We start from the raw sequence: 23,933 nt of genomic DNA on the forward strand, positions 1-23,933 counted from the left end.
GCCGCCCAGCCGAATATTTAATTTCCCTTCGCCGCACCTGCCGCCCATACTCGCGAACAAATCCGAGACATAACGTCCACGGCGGCCGGGCCCGCGCCGCGTGCATACGCGGCCGGTTTCGCGCCCCGCACATGGAAGGAGACAACGGCGTGCAACTGGAAGCCATCCACCGCGCGGGCATCGGGCTCGGCGCGGACGACGCATCGCATCGACACGATACGGCCGCGCGCGAGCCCGCGCCGAGCCCGCGGCTGCACAACCCCGATCTCGCGCCGACCCGGGCCGAAGGCCGGACGTGGGGCCGCTACAGCATCTTCGCGCTCTGGACCAACGACGTGCACAACATCGCGAACTACTCGTTCGCGATCGGGCTGTTCGCGCTCGGCCTGTCGGGCTGGCAGATGCTCGCGTCGCTCGCGATCGGCGCGGTGCTCGTGTACTGCTTCATGAATCTCACCGGCTACATGGGCCAGAAAACCGGCGTGCCGTTCCCGGTGATCAGCCGGATGAGCTTCGGCATCTACGGGGCGATGCTGCCCGCGATGATTCGCGCGGTGATCGCGATCGCATGGTTCGGCATCCAGACCTATCTCGCGTCGGTCGTGCTGCGCGTGCTGCTTACCGCGATCTGGCCGGGCCTCGCCGCGTTCGACCGGAATGCGGTCTTCGGGCTGTCGACGCTCGGCTGGATCACGTTCGTCGCGATCTGGCTCGTGCAGATCGGCATCCTCACGTACGGGATGGAGATGGTCCGCAAGTACGAGGGGCTCGCCGGCCCGGTGATCCTCGTCACGACGCTGTCGCTCGCCGCGTGGATGTTCAGCCGCACCGGCGGCCACCTCGCGATGTCGATCGGCAAGCCGATGACCGGCCTGAAGATGTGGACGGAAATCTTCGCGGGCGGCGCGCTGTGGCTCGCGATCTACGGCACGCTGGTGCTCAACTTCTGCGATTTCACCCGTTCGTCGCCGAGCGCGAAGACGGTGCGCGTCGGCAACTTCTGGGGCCTGCCGGTCAACATCCTCGTGTTCGCGACGATCAGCTTCGTGCTTGCCGGCGCGCAGTTCAAGCTGAACGGCCACGTCATCCACAGCCCGACGGAAATCATCGCGACGGTGCCGAACAAGCTGTTCCTCGTGCTCGGCTGCCTCGCGTTCCTGATCGTGACGGTGGCCGTGAACATCATGGCGAACTTCGTCGCGCCGGCCTTCGTGCTGACGAGCCTCGCGCCGCACCGCCTGTCGTTTCGCCGCGCGGGCCTCATCAGCGCGACGATCGCCGTGCTGATCCTGCCGTGGAACCTGTACAACAGCCCGATCGTGATCGTCTATTTCCTGTCCGGCCTCGGTGCGCTGCTCGGCCCGCTGTACGGGATCATCACGGTCGACTACTGGCTCGTGCGCAAGCAGCGCGTGAACGTGCCCGATCTCTATTCCGAAGCGCCGACCGGCGCCTACTTCTACACGCGCGGCGTGAACCGCAACGCGCTCGCGGCGCTCGTGCCGTCCGCGCTGATCTCGATCACGCTCGCCGTCGTACCGGCCTTCAGCGCGATGACGCCGTTCTCGTGGCTGCTCGGCGCGGCGATCGCGGGCGGCGTGTACTGGCTGCTGGCCGATCGAAAACGGCATTACGAAGCGCGCTCGGGCGAACACATCGCGGTTGCCTGCGCGCGACACTGACACACACGCATACGGAGTCACGGATGAGGATCCTGGTAGTCAACGTCAACACGACCGAGTCGATCACCGACGCGATCGCCGCGCAGGCGCAGGCCGCCGCGTCGCCCGGCACGGAGATCGTCGGGCTCACGCCGCGCTTCGGCGCGGAGTCGGTCGAAGGCAACTTCGAGAGCTACCTCGCGGCGATCGCCGTGATGGATCGCGTGATGAGCTACGACGAACCGTACGATGCGGTGATCCAGGCCGGCTACGGCGAACACGGCCGCGAAGGGCTGCAGGAATTGCTGACGGCGCCCGTCGTCGACATCACCGAAGCGGCCGCGAGCGTCGCGATGCTGCTCGGCCATCGCTACTCGGTCGTCACGACGCTCGACCGCACGGTGCCGCTGATCGAGGATCGCCTGAAGCTCGCCGGGCTCGATGCGCGTTGCGCGTCGGTGCGTGCAAGCGGTCTCGCGGTGCTGGAACTCGAGGAGAACCCGGCGCGCGCGATCGAGTCGATCGTCGGCGAGGCGCAGCGCGCGGTGCGGGACGATCATGCGGAAGTGATCTGCCTGGGCTGCGGCGGGATGGCCGGCCTCGACCGGCAGATCGAGGAATGCACGGGCGTGCCGGTCGTCGACGGCGTATCGGCCGCGGTCGCGCTCGCCGAGTCGCTGGTGCGCCTGAAGCTGAAGACGTCGAAGGTCCGCACCTACGCGCCGCCGCGCCCGAAGCGGATCGTCGGCTGGCCGGGCACCTTCGCGAAATGACGGGCCGCCGGCCGGCCGCCGCGTCGCGCGGCGGCCTCGCCTCGCCGGGACGCGTATCGACATGCGCGATCCGCTAGACCCGGCCGCGCTGCCCCGCGACGCGTCCGACAACTCGGGCGCGCTCGACGGGCTCGATGCGCGGCTGATGCGCATCCTGCTCGTGCTGCTGACCGAGCGTACCGTGTCGCGTGCGGCCGTGCGCCTGAACATGTCGCAGCCGGCGACGAGCGCCGCGCTCAAGCGCCTGCGCACGCTGCTCGGCGATCCGCTGCTGGTACGCAGCCGCTACGGGATGGTGCCGACCGAGTTCGGCGCGCGCCTGATCGAGCCGTTGCGCAACGCGCTGCGCGTGATCGATTTCATCCGCATCCAGCAGCCGACGTTCGACGCGCGCACGTCGGTGCGCACCTACCGGATCGGCTGCCCCGACTACCTGAACGTGCTGTTCGTGCCGAAACTCGTCGCGCTGTTTCGCGAGCGTGCGCCGAACGCGCAACTGGTGTTTCATCCGCTCGGCGACGGGTTCGACGACGAGCGCGCGCTGGCCGACGGCGAGCTCGACGTCGTGATCGACAACCGGCCCGCACGCCGGTCGCGCTTCCGTCAGGACGACCTGTTCGACGACCGCGTCGTGTGCCTGATGCGCGCGACGCATCCGCTCGCGCGGCGCGGCGCGATGACGGCCGCCGGGTTCGCGGCGGCGCCGCAGCTGTGCCCGACGCCGTCGTGGCTCGAAGCGTCCGGCGCGATCGACCGGCAGCTCGAACGCGTGGGCCTGCAACGGCGCATCGTCGTCACGCTCCCGCACTTCGAGCTCGCCGCGCATGCGCTCGTGCGCGCCGACCTGATCCTCACCACCACGTACCGGCTCGCGCGGCACTACGCGAAGCTGCTGCCGCTCGCCGCGGTCGCGCTGCCGGCGGAACCGCCGGACATCGTGTACCGGATGACGTGGAACGAATCGGGATCGTGTGTGGAAGGCGTGCAGTGGCTGCGCGGGTTGATCGCGGAAGCGACGCGCGCATGGCTCGACGCCGACGCGATGCTGCCGGCCGTCGCCGCGATCGCCGCTTCGGGTATCGATGCGGATACCGTGAAAACCGCACCGACCGTCGCCGAATCCTCGGAGCCCACCCGTCGCCCGCGCCGCACACCGGCCGCGCATGGTCACGCGTCCCACCCGGCGCGCGTCGCGCAAGCGGCACGCATCCATCGCCTCGCGACGAAACCGCACTGACCGGCGCAGGCATCACGCGGCGTTCCCCTTCCGCCGCCCGCGCCTGCAACGATTCGCTGCTCAACCCGTGCACGCGGAGATTGTCCGTGCGATTCCCTATTCGGACTCAAGTCAGACTAATCCTATTTACGCGCCCGGTACCGAATCGTCAGAATGCGTTCTTGAAACATCGCCGCGACCGTACCGCATCGCTGATTCACCCGGCCGCTATCCTGTCGAGAACCCCACCATGAAGAAAACGCTCGTTATCCTGGCCATTCCCGCCGCACTGCTCGCGAGCATCAGCGCCTTCGCCGATACGCAAGATTGCGCGACACGCATTCGTGCATTGCAGACGCAGATCGACAACGCGAAGCGAGTCGGCAACACGCACCAGGCGATGCGCCAGCAGGCCGCGCTCGAACAGATCAAGGCCCATTGCACGGACGCCGGCCAGCTCGCGCGCGCCGAGCGCAAGGTCGCCGACAAGCAGCGCGATCTGCAGCACGCGCAGGACGAGGTGCGCGACGCACAGGCACGAGCCCATGCAGCCGAAGCGCTCGGCGATGCGAAGAAGTCGAACAACGCGCAACGCAAGCTCGCCGACAAGCAGGCCAGGCTGCGCGACGCCATGCGCAAGCTGCACGACGCGCAAGTCGATCGCGACGCACTGAAAGGCTGACGGGATGCGTCAAACGACGTACCGGCTCACAGGCGCCGCGTGAGTGCGAGCCGCACCGGCAGCGAGACGATCGACCCGAGCGTCGACAGCAGAACGATGCGCTGCGCATGCAAGCGTCCGCGTCACGCGGGTTCGCGCCTCGGTTGCGTAAGCAACTTGTACGCAACGACGGCCGCAACCAGCGCCAGTACGCCGCTTACCTTCAGCGCATCGGCGAATCCGCTCGCGAACGCGGCCGGCGCCGCCTGTGCGAGCGCACCGGCAGCCGACGGCGGCACGCGGCCGAGCGCCTGCGCGAGATCACCGGCCAGCAGGCTCGACATGAACGGCGCGTCGACGAATGCGCGCAGGCCGGGCCTCGCGGACAGCAGCCCGTCGAGCCGCGCATGCGTACTGGCCGCCAGCACCGCGCCGAGCACGCCCACGGCCGTGACGATCGCCGAGAAGCGCGTCGTCGTGCTGATGCCCGACGCCATGCCCGTGCGATTCGGCGGCACGCACGCCATGATCGCCTTCTGCGTGTCGCCGTTCATGATGCCGGCGCCGCACCCCGTCACGAACATGCCGAGCGCGACGAGCCGGTAGTAGTCGCCGGCCGTCAGCGCCGCGGTCGCGAGGTTGCCCGCGCCGATCAGCGCGAGCCCGCCGGCCAGCACGCCGCCGGACGACACGCGCGCGGCGAGCGCCGCGCCGAGCGACGGGCCGGCGATCATCGCGAACGCGAACGGCAGCATCCCGAGCCCCGCATCGATCGCCGACATCCCGAACGCGTTTTGCAGGTACAGCGGCAGGAACGTCATCATCACCTGCGCGCACGCCGCGTAACCGAACATCGCGAGCACGGCGCCGACGAAGCGCGGCTGGCGAAACAGCGCGAGATCGATCATCGGCCGCGCCTGCCAGCGCTCCGCGCCGACGAACGCCGCCAGCAGCGCCGCCGCGAGCGCGAACCGGCCCAGCGTCGCGATGGACAGCCAGCCGTGCGACGGCGCGCCGATCAGCGCCGCGATCGCGCAGGCGAGCGCCGCGCCGAACAGCAGGCTGCCGGCCACGTCGACGCGCTTCGCATGGGGATCGTTCGATTCGTCGATCGCGACGTGCGCGCCGGCCGCCAGCAGCAGGCAGACGGGCAGGTTCAGCAGGAACACCCAGCGCCATCCGATCCATTGCGTGATCGCGCCGCCGACGAGCGGCGCGATGGCCGTCGCGATCCCCATGCACATGCCCCAGATCGCCCACGCGCGTGCCCGCTCGCGCCCGTCCGGGAAACGGTTCGCGATCACCGCGAGCGCCGCGGTCAGCAGCAGCGCGGCGCCGCCGCCCTTCACCGCACGCGCGGCGATCAGCCAGCCCGCCGACGGCGCGACGCCGCAGCCGAGCGACGCGATGAAGAAGAGCGCGAGGCCCGCGAAGAGCATCCGCTTGCGCCCGAAGCGGTCGGCGAGCCCGCCGGCCGGCAGCAGGCACGCGGCGAACGCGGTCATGTACGCGCTGACGACCCACTCGATATCGGCGAAGCTCGCGTGAAAGCCGCGCGCGATGCTCGGCAGCGAGACGGCCACCACGTTCGTGTCGAGCACGATCAGCGAACAGGTCGCGGACGCGACGGCGAGCGTCGCGGCGGCAGGCAGACGGGCGCCGGCGGGCGGGGCGGCGGCCGCGCTTGCGCGCGACGCCGGTGAAGACTGAGACATCGGCCACTCCGGAACAGGATGAACGAGCCGTATGCTAGGCTTTCCCCGTATTGCCTGTCATTGATACTTCCATGCTGTTTCATTGACGAAAACTGCAACCATGAGCCAGCTCGAATTCCGTCATCTGCGCGCGTTCCTGAGCGTCGCGCAACACCTGCATTTCGCACGCGCGGCCGAGGCGCTCGACATGGCGCCGCCCGCGCTCACGCGGCAGATCCAGGAAGCCGAGCGCGCGCTCGGCGTGCGGCTCTTTCACCGGTCGCGCCGCGCGGTCACGCTGAGCGCGGCCGGCGAGGCGTATCTCGCGGAAGCGAGGGCCGCGGCCGAGCACCTGCAGCGAGGCCGCGAACTCGCCGCGCTGGCCGAACGCGGCGAACTCGGCCGGATCGAGATCGGCTACGTGTCGTCGGCCGTCTATTCGGGCACGCTGCAGCGCACCGTCGGCGCGTTCCGCGCCGCGCACCCGCGCATCGAGCTGAACCTGCGCGAGGTGCCGATGGACGACGTCGCGAACCAGCTCGACACGGGCCGGCTCGACCTCGCGTACGTGCGCCCGCCGCTGGCGCTGCCCGGCGGCGGGCGGATCGTCACGCTGCAGCGCGACGTGTTCGTCGCGGCCGTGCCGGCCGATTCGCGTTATGCGGCGATGGCGACCGTGCGCGCGGCGGACCTCGCCGACGCGCGCTTCGCTGTGCCCGAACAGGCGCTCGGCACGCTCGAAGTCGCGCGCCGCGGCCGCTTCGCGCCGGTCGTCGCCGCGCGGCCGGGCGGCCTGCTCGCGGTACTCGCGTGCGTGTCGGTGAACGGCTGGGTCGCGGTGATTCCCGATGCACTTGCCGGCTGCGTGTCGCTGCCGGGCGTCGTGTACCGGCCGATCGCCGGCAAGCCGATCATGTCGGCGCTCGCGCTCGCGCACCGGCGGTTCGAAAAGGCGCCGGCCGTGCGGGCATTCCTGCGGACGATTCGGCCGGCCGCGTAAGACGTGCGCGCTCGGGCGCCGGGTCGAGCGCCGCCGCACCGGCCAAACCGGCCGCCCTCCGCACGAATATGCATTTCACGATTCGATGTTTGTCGCCCGGAAACCGATTCCGTAACCTGCCCGGCAGCCGCGCCGTCCGCGCGCGGATCACCGAGGACACGCCGCCGATGACCCATTCTTTCGCCACAGCGCGCCGCCGCGCGCTGCAGCGCCTTGCCGCCCTCGCCGCCGCGCCGCTCGCGGGCGGCCTCGCACTGCCGGCCCGCGCGGCCGGCACCGACCTGTCGGGCGTCACGCTCGTGCTCGGCGACCAGGCCGGCGGCCTGCGCGCGCTGGCCGAAGCGGCGCGCGTGCTCGACGGCACGCCGTACCGGTTCCGCTGGGCCAACTTCCAGGGCGCCGCGCCGCTGTTCGAAGCGCAGCGCGCGGGCGCGATCGATCTCGCGCCGGCCGGCGACCTGCCCGTCCTGACGGCCGCGCTCGGCGATCCGTCGCTGCGGATCGTCGCGACGCGCGTCGGCTCGCCGACGTCGCTCGGCATCGTCGTGCAGCCGGACTCGCCGGTTCGCACCGTGGCCGATCTGAAAGGGCAAACCGTCGTCGTATCGTCGGCGCGCGGCAGCATCTCGCAATACCAGTTGTACGGCGCGCTGCGCGAACATGGGCTCGCGCCGCGCGACGTCGAGGTGCGTTTCGTCCTGCCGGTCGACGCGTTCGCCGCGTTCGAGGCGAAGCGGATCGGCATCTGGGCCACGTTCGATCCGTACTACGGGCATGCGGTGCGACGCGGCGCGCGCATCGTCCGCGACGGCAGCGGCATCAACTCGGGGCTCGCGTTCCTCACGTCGCCGGTCGAAACGCTCGACGATCGCGGCAAGCGCGCGGCGCTCGCGGACGTGCTCGCGCGGCTCGCCCGTGCGGGCCAATGGGCGCTCGCGCACCCGGCCGACTACGCGAGCGTCTACGCGTCGCTCACGCGCCTGCCGCCCGACGCCGCCACCGATATCGCGCGCCGGGCCGCGCTCGCGCAGCGCAGCCTCAGCGGCGCCGACATCGACGTGCTGCAGCGCGTCGCCGATCGCGCGGCGGCGGACGCGATCCTGCCGCGCCGCGTCGACGTCGCGTCGATCGCCATCCGGAACGTGTCGGCCTGAGTGGCGCCGCGCGGGGCGCGACGCACGGTCAGCGCGGGCGCGCCATATCGAGGTCGGGCACGTCGTCGCCGAACGTCGACGCGACGATCGTGCGCATCGCGGCGATCAGCAACGTCGGCCCCGACTGGTTGAACGTGCAGCGCTCGCCCGCGGCCGGCACGGCCCGATGCAACACGGCGCGCCACGCGCCCCGCCCGCCATCGCGCTCGAACGCGGCGAACGGCCGCCGCTCGACGATCGGGCCGCCGTCCGCCCAGGACGACGACGGCGCGAATGGCGCCGGCACGCCGCCCGCCGTGCGAACCGACGTGCATCCGTACGCGTCGGCACGTGGCGCATCATGGCCTTCCGCGATCGCGACCCAGTAATCCAGCGCCGCGCCTGTCAGATCCTGAACTTGCATGCCCCTCTCCGTTACCGTCGTGACAGCAACATGCTAACGGTTGCGCGCGTATGCAGACCGGTCGGAACGCCAACGCCCCTTGGCACGGGCGACATCGCGGAAATCCCCCCGAGCAAACCCGCGCATGCTGTCACTCGCGTGCCGTTCGTGCTTAGAATGATCCGACGGTTCGCCGCCCGGCCCGCGGCAGCCAGCGAGGCCGTCATAACCGCGACATGCGCACCGGTCCGGGCCCGTTTCCGCACGTTCGGCGGCAACAGAACCAGACAATGCGCCGCAGACCGGATCTCACGGGGGACGTATGTCCAGGCACACCCTGAAGCCGTTGGTATCGCTCGTCGTGCCGTTTCACGACGAAGCGGAAGCGATCGATGCGTTCTTCGCGACCACCGTTCCGATACTGGAAGCGATCGGCACCGCGCGCTTCGGTAGCGTTTGCGTAAACGACGGCAGCCGCGACGGCGCGCTGGACAAGCTGATCGGCATCGCGGTCGCCGATCCGCGCGTGCGCATCGTCGATCTCACGCGGCGCTTCGGCAAGGAGGCCGCGCTCAGCGCGGGCCTCGACGAGGCGGCCGGCGCGGCCGTGATCCTGATCGACGTCGACCTGCAGGACCCACCGGCCCTGATTCCCGCGATGCTCGAACGCTGGCGCGCAGGCGCCGCGGTCGTCGCCGCGAAGCGCACCGACCGGATGTGGGATCCGCTGATGCAACGCGTGGCGGCCTCGCTCTGCTACCGCGGGCACAACCGGCTCTCGGAAGCGCCGCGCAATCTGCCGGCCAAGTAGCGCCGCATGGATATTTCCGGCTCGCCGATACGGCGCGGCGGACGCCCTGTCCGCGCCTGGCTCACCCCCGCACGCATCGCGCTTTACAGCGCGGTCATGCTGGCGATCGGCGTACTGCTGGGGGCGATCCTGCTCTGGATCGGCCTTCGCTCGACCGAACCGGGCACGTTCCGCCCCGGTTCGGGGTACATGGTGTTCTGGTCCGCGTCCCATCTGATGCTCCACGGCTCGCCGTGGCAGGCCTACGACATCCCCGCGTTCTCGCGCGCGCTCGCCGGACTGTTCCCGTTGGCCGGCCGCCATGCATTCCTGCCGTGGCTGTACCCGCCGTCGTATCTGCTCGCGGTGACACCGCTCGCGCTGCTGCCCTATGCGATCAGCTATCCGCTGTTCGTCGTGCTCGGCGTCGTGCTGCTCGGCCTCGCGGTGTGGCGCGTATCGGGGCTCGGCGCCGTGCCCGACGCGACACGCATCGGCTGGCTCGCGCTGCTCGCGTGCCCCGGGGTGCTCGTCACCGCGATATACGGACAGAACGCGATGCTGACCGCCGCGTGTGCGGCGCTCGCCGTGTATTTCGTCGACCGGCGGCCGATGCTGGCCGGCCTGTGTATCGGACTCCTGTCGGTCAAGCCCCAACTGGCGGTGCTGTTCCCGTTCGTGCTGATCGCCGCGCGCGCGTGGCGCGCGTTCGCATGGGCCGCGGCATGGGCGATCGCGATCACCGCACTGGGCATCGCGGCGGGCGGCATGGAACCGCTTCGCTTGTTTCTGCGGAATACCGGCGCGCTGCGCGCGCTGATCATCGAGCATGGCGTGCCGTTCTGGTTCGCGTCGCCGACACCATTCGCGGCGTTTCGGCTTGCCGGCCTGTCGCCCGCCGCCGCGTTCGCCGGCCAGGCCGCCGTCGCGGCGGTCGCGCTCGCGGCGGCGTGCCAGGTCTGGCGCCGCAGCCGCGACGCGCGGTTGCGCGGCGCGGCACTGGTCGTCGCGACGCTCGTCGCCAATCCGTATGTCTGGCACTACGAACTGTCGTGGCTGTGCATTCCAATCGCCTGCATGATCGCCGTCGGCTCGCAGCATGGCTGGCGGCGCGGCGAGCAATGCGCCGTCGCCGCGATGTGGGCGCTGCCGCTGTACGAGTTTCTGAATCCGTGGATGATGCTGCCGCAGATCGGCCCCGCCATCACGTCGATCGCGCTGCTCGTGCTGCTGCAGCGCGCTCGGTCCCTCCCGCGATCCCCCGCGCGGCGATAAGCATAGTTCAAATCGTTGCTTGTCCGGCCTCCGGGCGTCATCGAGAATGACCCGACGGGCTGCGGCCCGGCCTCGTTCCCCAACGTTCCGGATCCATCGATTCATGCTTCCACTGCGCCTGCTGCGATCACTGCTGATCGCGTCCCTCGTTGCGTTGCCGGCCGCCGCCGCGCACGCGGACAAGCCCGCCATTCTCCGCATCGGCGTCGCCCAGCAGGGCGCCGGCGACCCACCGACGTTCGGCGGATCGAGCGCCGCGACGGTGCAGTTGCAGCAGCTCGTCGAAAAGGAATTCGCCGCCGACGGCATCAAGGTCGAATGGCTGTTCTTCAAGGGCGCGGGGCCGGCCGTCAACGAGGCGATCGCCAACAAGGCGCTCGACTTCGCGTACCAGGGCGACCTGCCCGCCGTGCTCGCGCGCTCGAACGGGATCAAGACGCGCCTGCTGCTCGCCGCGAGCGTGCGCTCGGGCATCAAGATCGCGGTGCCGCCCGACTCCACGATCCGCTCGATCAAGGACCTGAAGGACCGCCGCGTGTCGATCTTCCGCGGCACCAACCTGCAACTCGTCGCCGACAACGCGCTCGCGAAGAACGGCCTCGGCGAACGCGACCTGCGCGTGATCAACCTCGACGCCGCCAGTTCGCTCGCCGCGCTCGCGTCGAAAGGCATCGACGCGTCGGTCGGCGATTACGGGCTCTACAAGCTGCGCGACGCGGGCCTCGCGAAAATCATCTACGAATCGCAGAACGACGGCCCGCAGTTGACGCGCCAGACCCACCTGCTCGTACTCGACGATTTCGAACGCGCGCACCCGGACATCGTGCAGCGCGTCGTCACCGCGTTCGTGAAGGGCGCGCAATGGTCGTCCGACGAGGCGAACCGCGATGCGCTGTTCAAGCTGTGGGCGAAGAGCGGCGTGCCGTACACGTCGTGGCAGGCCGACTATGCGAACCAGCGCCTGAAGGACCGCCTGTCCCCGCTGATCGACCCGTTCGTCGTCGCGCGCTACAAGGCCGTCGCGCAGGATGCGCTGAACCTGAAGCTGATCCGTCAGCCGGTCGACGTCGACGGCTGGTTCGAGCCGAAGTATCTCGACCATGCATTGCGCACGCTCAAGCTCGAAAACTACTGGCCGCGCTATGACGCGGCCGGCAAGCCTCTCTCCTGACCGGATCGACCCCGATGAGCGACACCGCGTTTCCCGTCCCGTCGTCCGAGTCGCGCACGCTCGCCGTGCCGCCGCGCCGCGCGGCCGCGCTGGAACGGCTCGCGTGGCGGCTCGCGCCGTGGGTGCTGCCCGCGCTGCTGTTCGCACTGTGGAGCGTGGGCAGCGCGCGCGGCTGGATCGCGCCGCAAATCCTGCCGCCGCCCGAACGCGTGGTCGACACGCTGGCCGAGCTCGCGTCGAACGGCGATCTCGTGCGCCACACGCTGATCAGCCTGCAACGCGTGCTCGTCGGCTTCGCGGCCGGCACGCTGCTCGGCGTGTCGATCGGCGTCGCGCTCGGGCTGTCGCGCACGCTGGAAGCCTACGTGCTGCCGAGCTTCAACGCGCTCGTGCAGATCCCGGTGCTCGGCTGGCTGCCGTTCCTGCTGCTGCTCGTCGGCGTCGGCGAACCGCTGAAGTACCTGCTGATCGCGCATGCGGCGCTCGTCCCCGTCACGCTGAGCACGCTGCAGGGGTTTCGCCAGACGCCGCCCGCCCTCGACGAAGTCGCGCGCGGGTTCGGCTACACGCGCCGGCAACGCATCGTCCACGTCGTGCTGCCGGCCGCGATCCCGACGCTCGCGACCGGCGTGCGGCTCGCGTTCACGAAGTCGTGGCTCGCGCTCGTCGTGGTCGAACTCGTCGCGTCGTCCGAAGGGCTCGGCTACCTGATCGTGTACGGGCGGCAACTGTTCCAGCTCGATCTCGTGATGGCGGCCGTGGTCGTGGTCGGCGCGGTCGGCCTGCTGATCAACTGGGCGCTCGACGCACTCGAAGCGCGCCTGCGCCGCGGCGTGCCGTCCGCGTTTCGCGGCTGAACGGGCCCGCCGCCCAACCGAAGGAGAATCGCCCGTGCCGCCTGCCGCCGCGCCGTCAGCCACACCGCCCGCTACCACCGCTACATCCGCCGCGGCCGCCCGCCGTCCGCATGTACCCGACTGGCGCGGCTTCGTGCTGCCGCTCGCGGCGTTCGCGCTCTGGTGGGCGATCGCTTCCGCGCATCTCGTGACAAGCGGGCTGCTCGTCGGCCCGGCCGACGTGCTGCACACCGCGTGGGCGCAGGCGGCAAGCGGCGCGCTCGGCCGTGCGCTGTCGGCGTCGCTCGCGCGCGAAGCGTGCGGGTTCGCGATCGGCGCGACGGGCGGCCTCCTGCTCGGCGCGGTGCTCGGGCTGTCGCGCATCGCCGCGCGGATGGTCGGCCCGAGCTTCGACACGTTCAAGCAGATCTCGCTGTTCGCGTGGATTCCGCTGATTTCCGTGTGGTTCGGCCTCGGCGACGTCGCGAAGGTCGTGTTCCTGTCGCTCGCCGCGCTGCTGCCGGTCGCCGCCCATACCTGCGACGGCATTCACGCGGTGCCGCGCGCGTATGTCGACGTCGCCCGCGCGCTGCGCTACTCGCGGCTCCAGCTGATCCGCCACGTGATCCTGCCGGCCGCGCTGCCGTCGATCTTCACCGGCCTGTATCTCGGCCTGATCTATTCGTGGCTCGCGACGCTCGGCGCCGAATACCTGCTCGTCGCCGGCAGCGGGATCGGCAACACGCTGATCGACGGCAGCGAGCAGTTCCGGATGGATCTCGTGCTGTTCGGGATCATCGTCGTCGGCGTGACCGGCTGGGCGCTGAACGCGACCGCGCGAGCGATCGAGCGCAAGGTGCTGGCCCGGCGCGGCGACCTCACGCGCTGAGCGCGCCTTGCCTCCTTTCCGCCCCCTTCTTCGTACCGCCATGACGACCCTCGCCTCCGATTCGCTCGACATCCTCCATGTAAGCAAGCACTACGCGCGACGCGACGCGGCGCTCGCCGTGCTCGACGACGTATCGCTGCACGTGCGTGCCGGCGAATTCGTCACGATCGTCGGCGCCAGCGGCTGCGGCAAGTCCACGCTGCTGCGGCTCGTCGCCGGGCTCGACACCGACTACACGGGCGAAATCCGCGCGGGCGGTGAACGCGTGCGCGACACGTCGCTACAGCGCGGCATCGTGTTCCAGGATCACCGGTTGTTTCCGTGGCTGACCGTCGAACAGAACATCGGCGCCGCGCTGCGCAACGCGCCGCTGGACGCCGCCGCGAAACGGCGTGCGGTCGCGGAACACATCGCCCTCGTCGGGCTGAACGGCTTCGAGCACGCGTTTCCGAACCAGTTGTCGGGCGGGATGGCGCAGCGCGTCGCGATCGCGCGCGGTCTCGTGAACCGGCCGCGCGTGCTGCTGCTCGACGAGCCGTTCGGCGCGCTCGACGCGCAGACGCGCGCGAAGATGCAGAACGAACTGCTGCGCATCTGGGAACAGGAACGCATCACGATGCTGCTGGTCACGCACGACGTCGACGAAGCCGTCTATCTCGGCGACCGCGTCGTCACGATGGCGCCGCGTCCGGGCCGCATCGCGCGCATCGTCGACGTCGCGCTGCCGCGCCCGCGCCGGCGCGATTCGCCGGCATTCGCGCGCTTGCGCGCCACGGTGCTCGCCGATTTCGACGACAGCGACCCGTCGGGCGACGACGCGTCGGGCGGCAAGCGCATCGACGCGGCGCGAGCGCACCCGATCGGCGAATGGCGGCTCGCGTGGTAGCGATGCAACGCGTTTGCATTGCTCAGCATGACGACACATATCGTTCATCGCAGCCCGCACGCTAAGGTTGTGACGATTCATCGGTTCCGAATCCGCGCGGCGCCTGCTTGAATGGAGGCTCGACCGACCCGACTCCAGGAGACTCCCGATGTCCGATATCCAGCACGCTGCTCATTCGCCTTCGCCTGCTTCGCACGCCGCGCCGCGCACGGCCGCCGTCCCGCTTCAGCTTCGCCAGGTCGCCGGCCGGATCGGCGCCGAAATTTCCGGCGTGCGGCTGTCGGCCACGCTCGACGACGCGACGTTCGACGCGATCCACGCCGCGCTGCTGCGCCACAAGGTGCTGTTCTTCCGCGGCCAGCACCATCTCGACGACACCGCGCAGGAAGCGTTCGCCCGCCGCTTCGGCGACACGGTCGCGCACCCGACCGTGCCGTCCGTCGACGGCAGCGCGGCGCTGCTCGAACTCGATTCCGCGCACGGCGCACGCGCGAATTCGTGGCACACCGACGTGACCTTCGTCGATGCGTACCCGAAGGTCTCGATCCTGCGCGCGGTCGTGATCCCGCCGTTCGGCGGCGACACCGTATGGGCCAACACGGCCGCCGCGTACGCGCATCTGCCCGATTCGCTGCGCGCGCTCGCCGACACGCTGTGGGCGCTGCACACGAACGCCTACGACTATGCATCGACGCACGTGCACGCCGACGATGCGCAACTGAAGCGCTACCGCGAAGTGTTTACGTCGACCGTCTACGAAACCGAGCACCCGGTCGTGCGCGTGCATCCGGAAACCGGCGAGCGCACGCTCGTGCTCGGACACTTCGTGCAGCGGCTCAAGGGGCTGTCGGCGCAGGATTCCGCGCACCTGCTGCAGGTGTTCCACGAGCACGTGACGCGTCTCGAGAACACCGTGCGCTGGAACTGGCAGGAGGGCGACGTCGCGATCTGGGACAACCGCGCGACGCAGCACTATGCGATCAACGACTACGGCGATGCGCGCCGGGTCGTGCGCCGTGCGACCGTTCACGGCGACGTGCCGGTCGGCATCGACGGCCGCCGGAGCGTCCTGCTGAAGGGGCCGGGCGCCACGCTGCAATAACGTCCATGTCCCGCGGCGGCGCCCTTTCGCCTGTTTCCTTTCCCTTTTTCCCGCGCGCCGCCGCGCCACTCCCTGCCGGACACCCGCCATGAACCTCGCGCCACCGGACCGACGCTTGCACGCGCAACGATGTCGTCCGTCTTCCCCGTTCACTTCCGCCAGGAGCGTCGCATGAGCGCCCTACTCGAACCCGCCGCGCAGCCGGTCGACGTGATCCCGCTGTCCGCCCATATCGGTGCGGAAATCCGCGGCGTCGACCTCACGCAACCGTTGACCACGCCGCAGATCGCGGCGATCCGCGCCGCGCTGCTGAAATGGCGCGTCGTCTTCTTCCGCGAACAATTTCTCACGCACGAGCAGCATGTCGCGTTCTCCGCGCAGTTCGGCGAGCCGACGGTCGGCCACCCGGTGTTCGGGCACGTCGACGGCCATCCGGCCGTCTATTCGATCGCGAAGCACCGCAAGGCGACGCGCTTCGAAGGCGAACCGGTGCGCCGGCCCTGGACCGGCTGGCACACCGACGTGACGGCCGCCGTGAATCCGCCGTGGGCATCGATCCTGCGCGGCGTGACGATCCCGCCGTACGGCGGCGACACGCACTGGACCAACCTCGTGCGCGCCTACGAAACGCTGTCCGCGCCGCTGCGCGGCTTCGTCGACACGCTGCGCGGCATCCATCGCTTCACGCCGCCGCCAGGCGCGCGCGCGACCGGCGCATTCGACGATGCGGTCGAGCGCCGCCCGCTCGTGACCGAGCATCCGCTCGTGCGCGTGCATCCGGAAACCGGCGAACGCGCGCTGTACGTGAGCCCGAGCTTCCTGAAATCGATCGTCGGGCTGACGCCGCGCGAGAGCCAGGCGCTGCTCGAACTGCTGTGGGAGCACGTGACGCGGCCGGAATTCACGGTCCGCTTCAAGTGGGAGCCGCGCAGCATCGCGTTCTGGGACAACCGCGCGACCGCGCATCTCGCGCCCGTCGACATCTTCGATCTCGACTTCGACCGCCAGCTATATCGCACGACGCTCGTCGGCGACGTGCCGGTCGGCCCCGACGGCCGGCCGTCGGTCGCGCTCGAAGGCACGCCGGTCGAAACGGCCGCGGCCGTCGCGCTCGGCTGACGCGGCGAACGCCGGTGCGCACGGGCGCGCCGGCCCCCTTCCATCAATCGAGCCACACGCCGTCGAACCGGTGCCCGCCGAGCGGCGAGAACGTCAACCCGTGGACGCGCCTGGAGATCGGCAGCGACACGATCGACGTCGCGATCGGCGTGAACGGCACCTGGTCCTTGAACACCACCTGCGCCTGCTCGTACAGCGCCGTGCGCTTCGCGACATCGGCATTCGAGCGCGCCGCCGTCACGAGTTGCTCGAAGTCCTTGTTGCACCACTTCGCGAGATTGCTGCCGTGCACGGCGTCGCAGCCGAGCAGCGTGCCGAGCCAGTTGTCGGGGTCGCCGTTGTCGCCCGACCAGCCGTACAGGATCGCGTCGTGCTGGCCGTCGTGCTTCGCGCGGCGGTTGTATTCGCCCCATTCGTAGCTGACGATCCTCGCGCGCACGCCGATCGTCGCCCAATCCTGCTGGATCAGTTGCGCCATCAACTGCGCGTTCGGGTTGTACGGGCGCTGCACGGGCATCGCCCACAGCGTCAGGTCGAAGCCGTTGGGAAAGCCGGCCTGCGCGAGCAGCGCCTTCGCGGCGGCCGGATCGCGCGGCGCGTCCTTCAGGCGCGGGTTGTACGACCATTGCGCGGGCGGCATCGGGTTCGTCGCGATCGTCGCGTCGCCGTTGAACACGGTCTTGATGATCGCCGCCTTGTCGATCGCGATGTCGAGCGCGCGCCGCACGTCGACGCGATCGAGCGGCGGATGCTGCGTGTTGTACGCAACGAAGCCGACGTTGAAGCCCGTCCCCGAAAACAGCGTCAGCTTCGGGTCGCGCCGCACCGTCTCGAGATCGGCCGGCCGCGGAAACGCCGACACCTGGCACTCGCCGGCCACGAGCTTCTGCAAGCGCGCGGCCGGGTCGGGCGTGATCGCGAACACGAGGCGCGCGAGCTTCACGTCGTCCGGGTTCCAGTAGTCGGGATTCGCGTCGTAGCGGATCAGCGCGTCCTTCTGGTACGTACGCAGCACGAACGGCCCCGTGCCGACCGGGAACTGGTTGATGTCCGACTCGCGATGGCGCGCGGCGAGCTGCCCCGCATATTCGGCCGACAGCACCGACGCGAACGCCATCGCGAGATTGCGCACGAACACGACGTCGGGCGACTTCAGCACGAAGCGCACCGTGTAGTCGTCGACTTTCTCGATGCGCTCGATGTTGCGGTCGAAGCCGAGATCGCTGAAATACGGGAAGCTGACCGGATAGGCCTTGCGGAACGGATCGTCCGGGTCGAGCATCCGGCGGAACGTGAACACGACGTCGTCGGCCTGGAACGGACGCGTCGGCTTGAACCACGCGGTGGTCTGGAATTTCACGCCGCGCCGCAGGTGGAACGTGATCGTGCGCTGGTCGGGCGACACGTCCCAGCTCGTCGCGAGCGCGGGTACGAGATCGAGCGTGCCGCGCTTGAACTGCACGAGCCCGTTGTAGACCGGGTACGTGCTCGCATCGAAATCGGTGCTCGTCGTGTGCTGGCCGGGATCGAAGCCGGCCGGGCTGCCTTCGGTGCAGTACACGAGCGTCTTGCCCGCGGGCGCCGCGAGCGCGTGCGTCGCGGCGCCGGCCAGCAGCAACGACGCGGCGATGCAGCGGAGCGCGGCGCCGGCATGCGATACGCCGCGCGTGCGGCGCGCGGCTGACGAAACGAAAGGATTCTTCATGGTGGCGGATAAAAAAGGCTGTCATGCGATTGATGACCGCCGATCTTCGCGCGCCTGCCGCCGATCGCTTACCAATTAATTCCGCGTTGCTTATCGTCGTGGATGCATCCCGCTGCCGCTGCATCGAAAAGTCCATGCGAGCGCCGCATGCATGCCGAACGCCGCCGCCGCGAGCTGCCCGGACCCCCGATCGAAAACCGCCGCACGGCCTTCCGGCCCCCTGCAAGTTCTCCGGAATGGGCGCATCGTATCGATTGGCCGACGCCGGCGCCGGCGCGCGGGAATCCGCCCGGCGTGCACATGCCGGCACGGCGCGTCCGTGCGCGCCGCCCTTTCCGGAGGAACCCGATGCCGATCAACCCCGATACGCCCTCTCGTCCGGTGAAGTCGCCGGGCCCCGATCACCCGATCCTGATCGAACCGCATTCGTCCCGCGTGATCGTGAAGGTGGCCGACAAGGTCGTCGCCGATACGCGCCATGCGCTGGTGCTGCGCGAGGCCAGCTATCCGGCGGTGCTGTACATTCCGCGCGAGGATGCCGACATGTCGCTGCTCGAACGCACCGACCACGCGACCTACTGCCCGTACAAGGGCGATTGCGCGTACTACTCGATTCCGGCCGGCGGCGAACGCTCGATCAACGCCGTGTGGACGTACGAGCATCCGAATCCGGCCGTCGAGTCGATTCGCGGGCACCTCGCGTTCTATCCGGATCGCGTCGACTCGATCGAGGAACGCCTGCTCGTCACCGACTGAGCGCGGCGGCGTGCTGCCGCGTCACCGGTTACGTATCGTCCGGCCGCTGATTTGCATATTCGGATTCGTTGGTTGGCCGCCGGCCCGCCGCGCCGTATCGTCGTGACTCCGGCGCGGGCCGGCCCGTTGCGTGCGTCGCCCGCATCCGGCCCGGTCCTGCGCCGGCCGCGCGGCCTTCGCGCGCGGCCCGTGAACCCGCCAGCAGGACGCCTCGATGAACGACACACCGCACGCAGACCTTGAATCGACTCCGGCAAACCCGCGCCGCCGCCAGTGGCTGCACGGCGCGGCCGCCGGGCTGGCCGGGCTCGCGCTCGGGCCGCTCGCGGCCGCGCCCGCACGCGCCGACGCCGGCGGCACGCGGCTGCGCATCGGCTTCCAGAAATACGGCAACTTCGTCGTCCTCAAGGCGCGCGGTACGCTCGAGAAGCGTCTCGCGAACCAGGGCGTCGCCGTGCAATGGCTCGAATTCCCGGCCGGCCCGCAACTGCTCGAGGGGCTGAACGCCGGCGCGATCGACGTCGGCACGGTCGGCGAAACCCCGCCGATCTTCGCGCAGGCGGCCGGCGTCGATTTCGTCTACATCGGCAACGAGCCGCCCGCGCCGCAGGGCGAGGCGATCGTCGTGCTGCCCGACTCGCCGATTCGAACCGTCGCGCAACTGCGCGGCAAGAAGGTCGCGTTCAACAAGGGTTCGAACGTCCATTACCTGCTGGTGAAGGCGCTCGAGCGCGCGGGCCTGACCTATGCCGACATTCAGCCGATCTACCTGACGCCGGCCGATGCGCGCGCCGCGTTCGTGCAGCGCAGCGTCGATGCGTGGGTGATCTGGGATCCGTATCTGGCCGCCGCCGAACGGCAGCTCGGCGCGCGCGTGGTCGCGAACGGCGACGCGCTCGTGCGCAACACGCAGTACTACCTCGCGGCGCGCAAGTACGCGGCCGCGCACCCGCAGGTGCTGCGCGCGCTGCTCGACGAAGTCGATGCGGTCGACCGCTGGGCGCGCGATCACGTGCCCGAGGTGGCCGCGCAACTGTCCCCGCTCGTCGGCCTCGACGCGCCGACGCTCGAAGTCGCGCTCAAGCGCGCCGGCTACGGCGTGCAGCCGATCACCGACGCGACTCTCGCGTACCAGCAGAGCATCGCCGACGCGTTCAGCACGCTGAAGCTGATCCCGGCCAAGCTGTCGGTCGCCAGCGCGCGCTGATGCGTCACGACGCGGGCGCCGCGCCGATGCGCCGCCATTCGTCGTAGTCGGTGACGAGGCCCGCGCCGTCGATCGCGATATCGGCCGCATACGTGCCGCTCTCGTAGCGATACACGTGCGGCGCCGTGCGCGTATAGCGCTGCTCGCCGCGCACGATGTCGACATCCGGAAAACGCAGCCACGCGGTGTGAATCTCCGCCGACTCGCCGACGGCGAGCGCGAGCCGCCGGATCGGCAGCGTATTGGTCGACGGGCTGAAGCCGAGATCGATGTCGGTCGCGCCCGCGAGCGCCGGCGCATCGACGCCGTCGATCGTCCACCGCCCCGCATCGCACGCGATGTGCCATTGCCGTGGCGGCGCCGTGCCGGTCCACCGCGTCACGCGCGCCGAACGCGTGAGCCAGTCGGTCCCGCATGCGATCGCGTAATCGATGCGAAACGGCGTGCCGTCGATCGCGCCCGCCACCGCACCCGCCAGCGCGATGCCCGTTTGCGACTCGTCGAGCCGGCACCATTCGGCCGCCTGCCACGTCTGCACGATCTGCCATGCGACGCAATGCGTCCGTGGGGCTTCGTTGTGTTGCGTCATGCCGGGTCTCCTGTCGGTCGCGCGGGAACGAAGCCGATTTTCGCTCACGGCGCGGACGAACGCACGCGGCTTCGTCGGCACCATGAGCGCCCCGGCCGATAATGAGTATCGGCCCGACGCACACCGTCGGCCCTCCGCCGCTTTGATACCATCCGTCGATCGGCACAAAATCGAACCGGAAGACAAAAGGCGCGACTTCATGGATTTGTTGGCGACGATGCGCATCTACGTCAGGGTCGTGGAGCGCGGCACGATGTCCGGCGCGGCACGGGATCTCGACATGGGCCAACCGGCCGTCAGCGAGCGCATCGAGAAACTCGAGAAACATCTCGGCACGCGGCTGCTGATGCGCAGTGCGCGTACGCTCGCGTGCACGGAGGAAGGCCGCCTTTTCTACGAACGCAGCAAGGCGCTGCTCGAGGCGGCCGAGTTGGCCGTTGCATCGGTGTCGAAGACGGAAAACGCGCTCGACGGCACGATCCGGCTCGCGGCGCCGCAATGCTTCGGCGAGGTCGTACTGCCGGGCGTGCTGATGCAGATCCGCACCGCGTATCCGAAGCTGCACATCGACCTCGTGCTGAACGACGACATCGTCGATCCGGTCACCGAGGGCGTCGACATTTCGATCCGGGTCGGACAGCTCGGCGACGGCGGCTTCGTCGCCTACGCGCTCGACGCGGTCGGCCGCGTGCTCGTCGCCGCACCGTCGTATCTCGACCGGCACGGCCCGATCGACACGAAGGCCGATCTCGCGAACCATCCGTTCATCCGCGTGAAAGGCGTGTTCGCGAACGAACAGGTGCCGCTGCAGCGCGACGGCGGCGCAGTCGAATACGCGCGTATCCGCACCGTCATGACCGCGAGCCACTGGCGCCCGATGTTCGACACGATCGCGGCGGGCGGCGGCATCGGCGTGGTCCAGCACCCGGCTTGCGCCGATGCGCTCGCGCACGGCCGGCTCGTCCGCCTGCTGCCGCACTACGACGTTCCCGACTTCGCGCTCAACGTGCTGGTGCACGCGCAGCGGCCGCTGCCGCCGCGCGTGCGCGCCGTCGTCGATCTGTTGAAACGAGCACTCCCGCCGCTGCTGACGCAGCGGCAGCGTTAGGGCCTGTTCATGCCTGCAGCGACTTCCCCGGTTCCTTCACGTGCGCATCGACTTCCATCTGGTAGAAGCGCGCGCTGACGAAGCCGGACGGCACGAAGCAGGCGTCGGCGTACGTGGTGGCAGCCGGCGCCGACGCGTCGCGCATGTAGGCACGGCGGGCGGCTCGGCGCGCTCGTGGCCGTCGCGCCGGCATGCGCGTGGGTTGCGGCACGGCCCGCGCGGCCGGTCGCGCGCGCGTCGTGAATCGTGCCGGGCGATGCGCTACGCGCGCCCACCGCGTCACCACGCCTGCCGATAGATCTCCAGCGCGTCGGCCTCGGTCACCTCGCGCGGATTGTTCACGAGCAGGCGCGTCTGCAGCATCGCGTCCGACGCCATCCTCGGCAGGTCGGCCTCGCCGATGTCGACCTCGCGCAACGTGCGCGGAATGCCCGTCGCGACGATCAGCCGGTCGATCTCGGCGATCAGCGCGTGCGTTTTCGCTTCGTCGCTGCCCGTGGCCGACGGCGCGACGATCGCCGCCAGTTCCGCATACAGCGGCGCGGCGGCCGGCGCGTTAAAGCGCAGCACGTGCGGCAGCACGAGCGCGTTCGACAAACCGTGCGGCACGTGGAAGATCCCGCCGACCGGATAGGCCAGCGCGTGTACGGCCGCGACCGGCGCGTTCGCGAACGCCTGCCCCGCGAACATCGCGCCGACCAGCATCGCTTCGCGCGCGTGCCGGTTCTGCCCGTCGTCGCATGCGGCCAGCAGGTTGCGCGACAGCAGCGTCAGCGCATGCGTCGCCAGCATGTCGGACACCGGATTCTTCAGCCGCGCGGACGTGTACGCCTCGATCGCATGCACCATCGCGTCGATGCCGGTGGCGGCCGTCGCCGCGCGCGGCAGGCCGAGCGTGAGCTCCGCGTCGAGGATCGCGACGTCCGCGAACAGGTGCGGCGACACGACGCCCATCTTGCGCGCCTCGCCGACCGTGACGATCGACACGGCCGTGACCTCGGAGCCCGTGCCGGCCGTGGTCGGCATCTGCACGAGCGGCAGCCGCGCGCTCGCGACCTTGTCGACGCCGTACATGTCGGCCAGCGCCTGCTGCCCCGGCACGAGCACCGCGATCAGCTTCGCGACGTCCATCGACGAGCCGCCGCCGAGGCCGAGCACGATCTCGGCATCGGCCGCGACGGCCCGCGCGGTCGCGTCGAGCACCACGTGCTCGGGCGGATCGGCGATCACGTCGTCGATCACGGTGACCTGCCAGCCGTGCGCGGCGAGGCTCGCCAGCGCGGGCGCGAGCACGCCGCTGCGATGCAGGAACGCATCGGTGACGACGCACAGCCGCGCGAGCGCCGGAAAGCGTTCGCGCAACAGCGCGCCGAGCCGGCGCGCGGCGCCGAATTCGACGATCTGCGTCGGAACGGTACGGAATTGAAACGGGTTCATCGGGCGCCTCCCGGGGCCGTCGCCGTGCCGGTGTCCGGCTGCACCATGTAGCGGATCACCTCGCGACGATCGAGCAACGGCATGATCGCGCCGACACCGATCCGCTGGAAATGCGGCGTTTCCCGATGCACGTCGAGGCCGTCGGCCTCGCTGTAACGCTCGAGGATCACGATGTGGTCGGGGTTCTCCGGCGACCGGAAGTACGCGTAGTCGAGGTTTTTCGGCTCGGTACGCGTGGCCGGGGCGAGTTCGGCCAGCAATTCGACCACGCGGTCGCCGTTGCCGGGTTTCGCGAAGAAATGCGCGATGACCTGCAGATAGGGTTCGTTCATGCTGCGCTCCATGTTCGACACAAGCCCGTCGCGACGGGAGCGCCCCCGATCCGCCATGAGCCGGATGGATTCAAACGCGATGAGGCGGCACCGTATCACTGACGCGTCGTCGCATTGTATTGAATCGGCGCGGCCTTCGCAGAGCCGCGACAGGCCGCGAACCACAGGCCGAATCCCGCGGCACGCTCAC

23 protein-coding genes and 1 pseudogene are annotated in these 23,933 nt (G+C 69.8%); 17 read left to right on the top strand and 7 right to left on the bottom strand.

Annotation, left to right across the window (positions count from 1 at the left end):
• Positions 1-131 precede the first annotated feature (131 nt).
• The 4 genes from WS64_RS21765 to WS64_RS21780 all read left to right on the top strand — a co-directional run bounded on the left by WS64_RS21765 (position 132) and on the right by WS64_RS21780 (position 4,332).
• Positions 132-1,682 carry a cytosine permease gene (locus tag WS64_RS21765; RefSeq protein ID WP_081103887.1) on the top strand — a complete coding sequence of 517 codons (1,551 nt, stop codon included), beginning with the start codon at positions 132-134 and terminating at the stop codon, positions 1,680-1,682.
• 23 nt (positions 1,683-1,705) lie between these two features.
• A complete protein-coding gene (locus tag WS64_RS21770) occupies positions 1,706-2,434 on the top strand; it encodes an aspartate/glutamate racemase family protein (RefSeq protein WP_059639247.1) in 729 nt (242 codons plus the stop codon).
• Positions 2,435-2,495: 61 nt separating this feature from the next.
• Positions 2,496-3,671: a LysR family transcriptional regulator gene (locus tag WS64_RS21775; RefSeq protein ID WP_060967679.1), complete on the top strand. Its 1,176-nt coding sequence runs from the start codon at positions 2,496-2,498 to the stop codon at positions 3,669-3,671.
• 229 nt (positions 3,672-3,900) lie between these two features.
• Entirely contained in the window at positions 3,901-4,332 is a 432-nt protein-coding gene (locus WS64_RS21780; protein ID WP_060967680.1) for a DUF1090 family protein, read from the top strand.
• 122 nt (positions 4,333-4,454) lie between these two features.
• Here WS64_RS21780 and WS64_RS21785 read toward each other — a convergent pair whose 3' ends face one another.
• Positions 4,455-6,026: an MFS transporter gene (locus tag WS64_RS21785; protein WP_060967681.1), complete on the bottom strand. Its 1,572-nt coding sequence runs from the start codon at positions 6,024-6,026 to the stop codon at positions 4,455-4,457.
• Between the two features lie 100 nt (positions 6,027-6,126).
• Here WS64_RS21785 and WS64_RS21790 point away from each other — a divergent pair, with 100 nt between their 5' ends.
• A complete protein-coding gene (locus WS64_RS21790; RefSeq protein WP_060967682.1) occupies positions 6,127-7,005 on the top strand; it encodes a LysR family transcriptional regulator in 879 nt (292 codons plus the stop codon).
• A 167-nt stretch (positions 7,006-7,172) separates the two neighbouring features.
• Positions 7,173-8,159, top strand: a complete 987-nt coding sequence (locus WS64_RS21795) for an ABC transporter substrate-binding protein (protein WP_060968543.1) — start codon at positions 7,173-7,175, stop codon at positions 8,157-8,159.
• Positions 8,160-8,187: 28 nt separating this feature from the next.
• Here the strand turns inward: WS64_RS21795 and WS64_RS21800 are convergent, their stop codons facing one another.
• Entirely contained in the window at positions 8,188-8,562 is a 375-nt protein-coding gene (locus WS64_RS21800) for a phage protein NinX family protein (RefSeq protein WP_059639242.1), read from the bottom strand.
• A 301-nt stretch (positions 8,563-8,863) separates the two neighbouring features.
• Here WS64_RS21800 and WS64_RS34450 point away from each other — a divergent pair.
• The 8 genes and pseudogenes from WS64_RS34450 to WS64_RS21840 form a co-directional block, all read left to right on the top strand.
• Positions 8,864-9,340 (top strand): annotated as a pseudogene (locus WS64_RS34450) (glycosyltransferase family 2 protein); the annotation flags it as partial.
• A gap of 18 nt (positions 9,341-9,358) precedes the next feature.
• A complete protein-coding gene (locus WS64_RS21810; protein ID WP_060967683.1) occupies positions 9,359-10,606 on the top strand; it encodes a glycosyltransferase family 87 protein in 1,248 nt (415 codons plus the stop codon).
• A gap of 103 nt (positions 10,607-10,709) precedes the next feature.
• The gene (locus WS64_RS21815) at positions 10,710-11,777 is read left to right on the top strand and encodes an ABC transporter substrate-binding protein (protein ID WP_059582549.1); all 1,068 of its coding nucleotides are present in this window, start codon (positions 10,710-10,712) and stop codon (positions 11,775-11,777) included.
• 14 nt (positions 11,778-11,791) lie between these two features.
• Positions 11,792-12,634, top strand: a complete 843-nt coding sequence (locus WS64_RS21820) for an ABC transporter permease (RefSeq protein WP_060967684.1) — start codon at positions 11,792-11,794, stop codon at positions 12,632-12,634.
• Positions 12,635-12,668: 34 nt separating this feature from the next.
• A complete protein-coding gene (locus WS64_RS21825; protein WP_060967685.1) occupies positions 12,669-13,502 on the top strand; it encodes an ABC transporter permease in 834 nt (277 codons plus the stop codon).
• Between the two features lie 40 nt (positions 13,503-13,542).
• The gene (locus tag WS64_RS21830) at positions 13,543-14,388 is read left to right on the top strand and encodes an ABC transporter ATP-binding protein (protein WP_060967686.1); all 846 of its coding nucleotides are present in this window, start codon (positions 13,543-13,545) and stop codon (positions 14,386-14,388) included.
• Between the two features lie 148 nt (positions 14,389-14,536).
• Entirely contained in the window at positions 14,537-15,490 is a 954-nt protein-coding gene (locus tag WS64_RS21835; RefSeq protein WP_060967687.1) for a TauD/TfdA dioxygenase family protein, read from the top strand.
• A 171-nt stretch (positions 15,491-15,661) separates the two neighbouring features.
• A complete protein-coding gene (locus tag WS64_RS21840; protein WP_060967688.1) occupies positions 15,662-16,609 on the top strand; it encodes a TauD/TfdA dioxygenase family protein in 948 nt (315 codons plus the stop codon).
• 43 nt (positions 16,610-16,652) lie between these two features.
• Here the strand turns inward: WS64_RS21840 and WS64_RS21845 are convergent, their stop codons facing one another.
• Positions 16,653-18,314: an ABC transporter substrate-binding protein gene (locus tag WS64_RS21845; protein WP_060967689.1), complete on the bottom strand. Its 1,662-nt coding sequence runs from the start codon at positions 18,312-18,314 to the stop codon at positions 16,653-16,655.
• Between the two features lie 348 nt (positions 18,315-18,662).
• On the opposite strand from WS64_RS21845, the gene WS64_RS21850 reads away from it, so the two are divergent.
• Positions 18,663-19,070, top strand: coding sequence for a DUF427 domain-containing protein (locus WS64_RS21850; RefSeq protein WP_060967690.1), 408 nt, complete (start codon positions 18,663-18,665; stop codon positions 19,068-19,070).
• Positions 19,071-19,284: 214 nt separating this feature from the next.
• A complete protein-coding gene (locus tag WS64_RS21855) occupies positions 19,285-20,277 on the top strand; it encodes a sulfonate ABC transporter substrate-binding protein (RefSeq protein ID WP_060967691.1) in 993 nt (330 codons plus the stop codon).
• A 4-nt stretch (positions 20,278-20,281) separates the two neighbouring features.
• Here the strand turns inward: WS64_RS21855 and WS64_RS21860 are convergent, their stop codons facing one another.
• Positions 20,282-20,866 carry a putative glycolipid-binding domain-containing protein gene (locus WS64_RS21860; protein ID WP_060968544.1) on the bottom strand — a complete coding sequence of 195 codons (585 nt, stop codon included), beginning with the start codon at positions 20,864-20,866 and terminating at the stop codon, positions 20,282-20,284.
• A 199-nt stretch (positions 20,867-21,065) separates the two neighbouring features.
• On the opposite strand from WS64_RS21860, the gene WS64_RS21865 reads away from it, so the two are divergent.
• A complete protein-coding gene (locus WS64_RS21865) occupies positions 21,066-21,974 on the top strand; it encodes a LysR family transcriptional regulator (protein WP_060967692.1) in 909 nt (302 codons plus the stop codon).
• A gap of 7 nt (positions 21,975-21,981) precedes the next feature.
• Here WS64_RS21865 and WS64_RS34455 read toward each other — a convergent pair whose 3' ends face one another.
• From WS64_RS34455 to WS64_RS21875, 3 genes are all read right to left on the bottom strand, one after another.
• The gene (locus tag WS64_RS34455) at positions 21,982-22,119 is read right to left on the bottom strand and encodes a hypothetical protein (RefSeq protein ID WP_155720462.1); all 138 of its coding nucleotides are present in this window, start codon (positions 22,117-22,119) and stop codon (positions 21,982-21,984) included.
• 134 nt (positions 22,120-22,253) lie between these two features.
• Entirely contained in the window at positions 22,254-23,411 is a 1,158-nt protein-coding gene (locus WS64_RS21870) for an iron-containing alcohol dehydrogenase (RefSeq protein WP_060967693.1), read from the bottom strand.
• Positions 23,408-23,743, bottom strand: a complete 336-nt coding sequence (locus tag WS64_RS21875; RefSeq protein ID WP_059582584.1) for a putative quinol monooxygenase — start codon at positions 23,741-23,743, stop codon at positions 23,408-23,410. Before WS64_RS21875 ends, WS64_RS21870 begins: the two co-directional genes overlap by 4 nt.
• Between the last annotated feature and the right edge of the window lie 190 nt (positions 23,744-23,933).

It is taken from the genome of Burkholderia anthina, from assembly GCF_001547525.1.
GTDB lineage: Bacteria > Pseudomonadota > Gammaproteobacteria > Burkholderiales > Burkholderiaceae > Burkholderia > Burkholderia semiarida.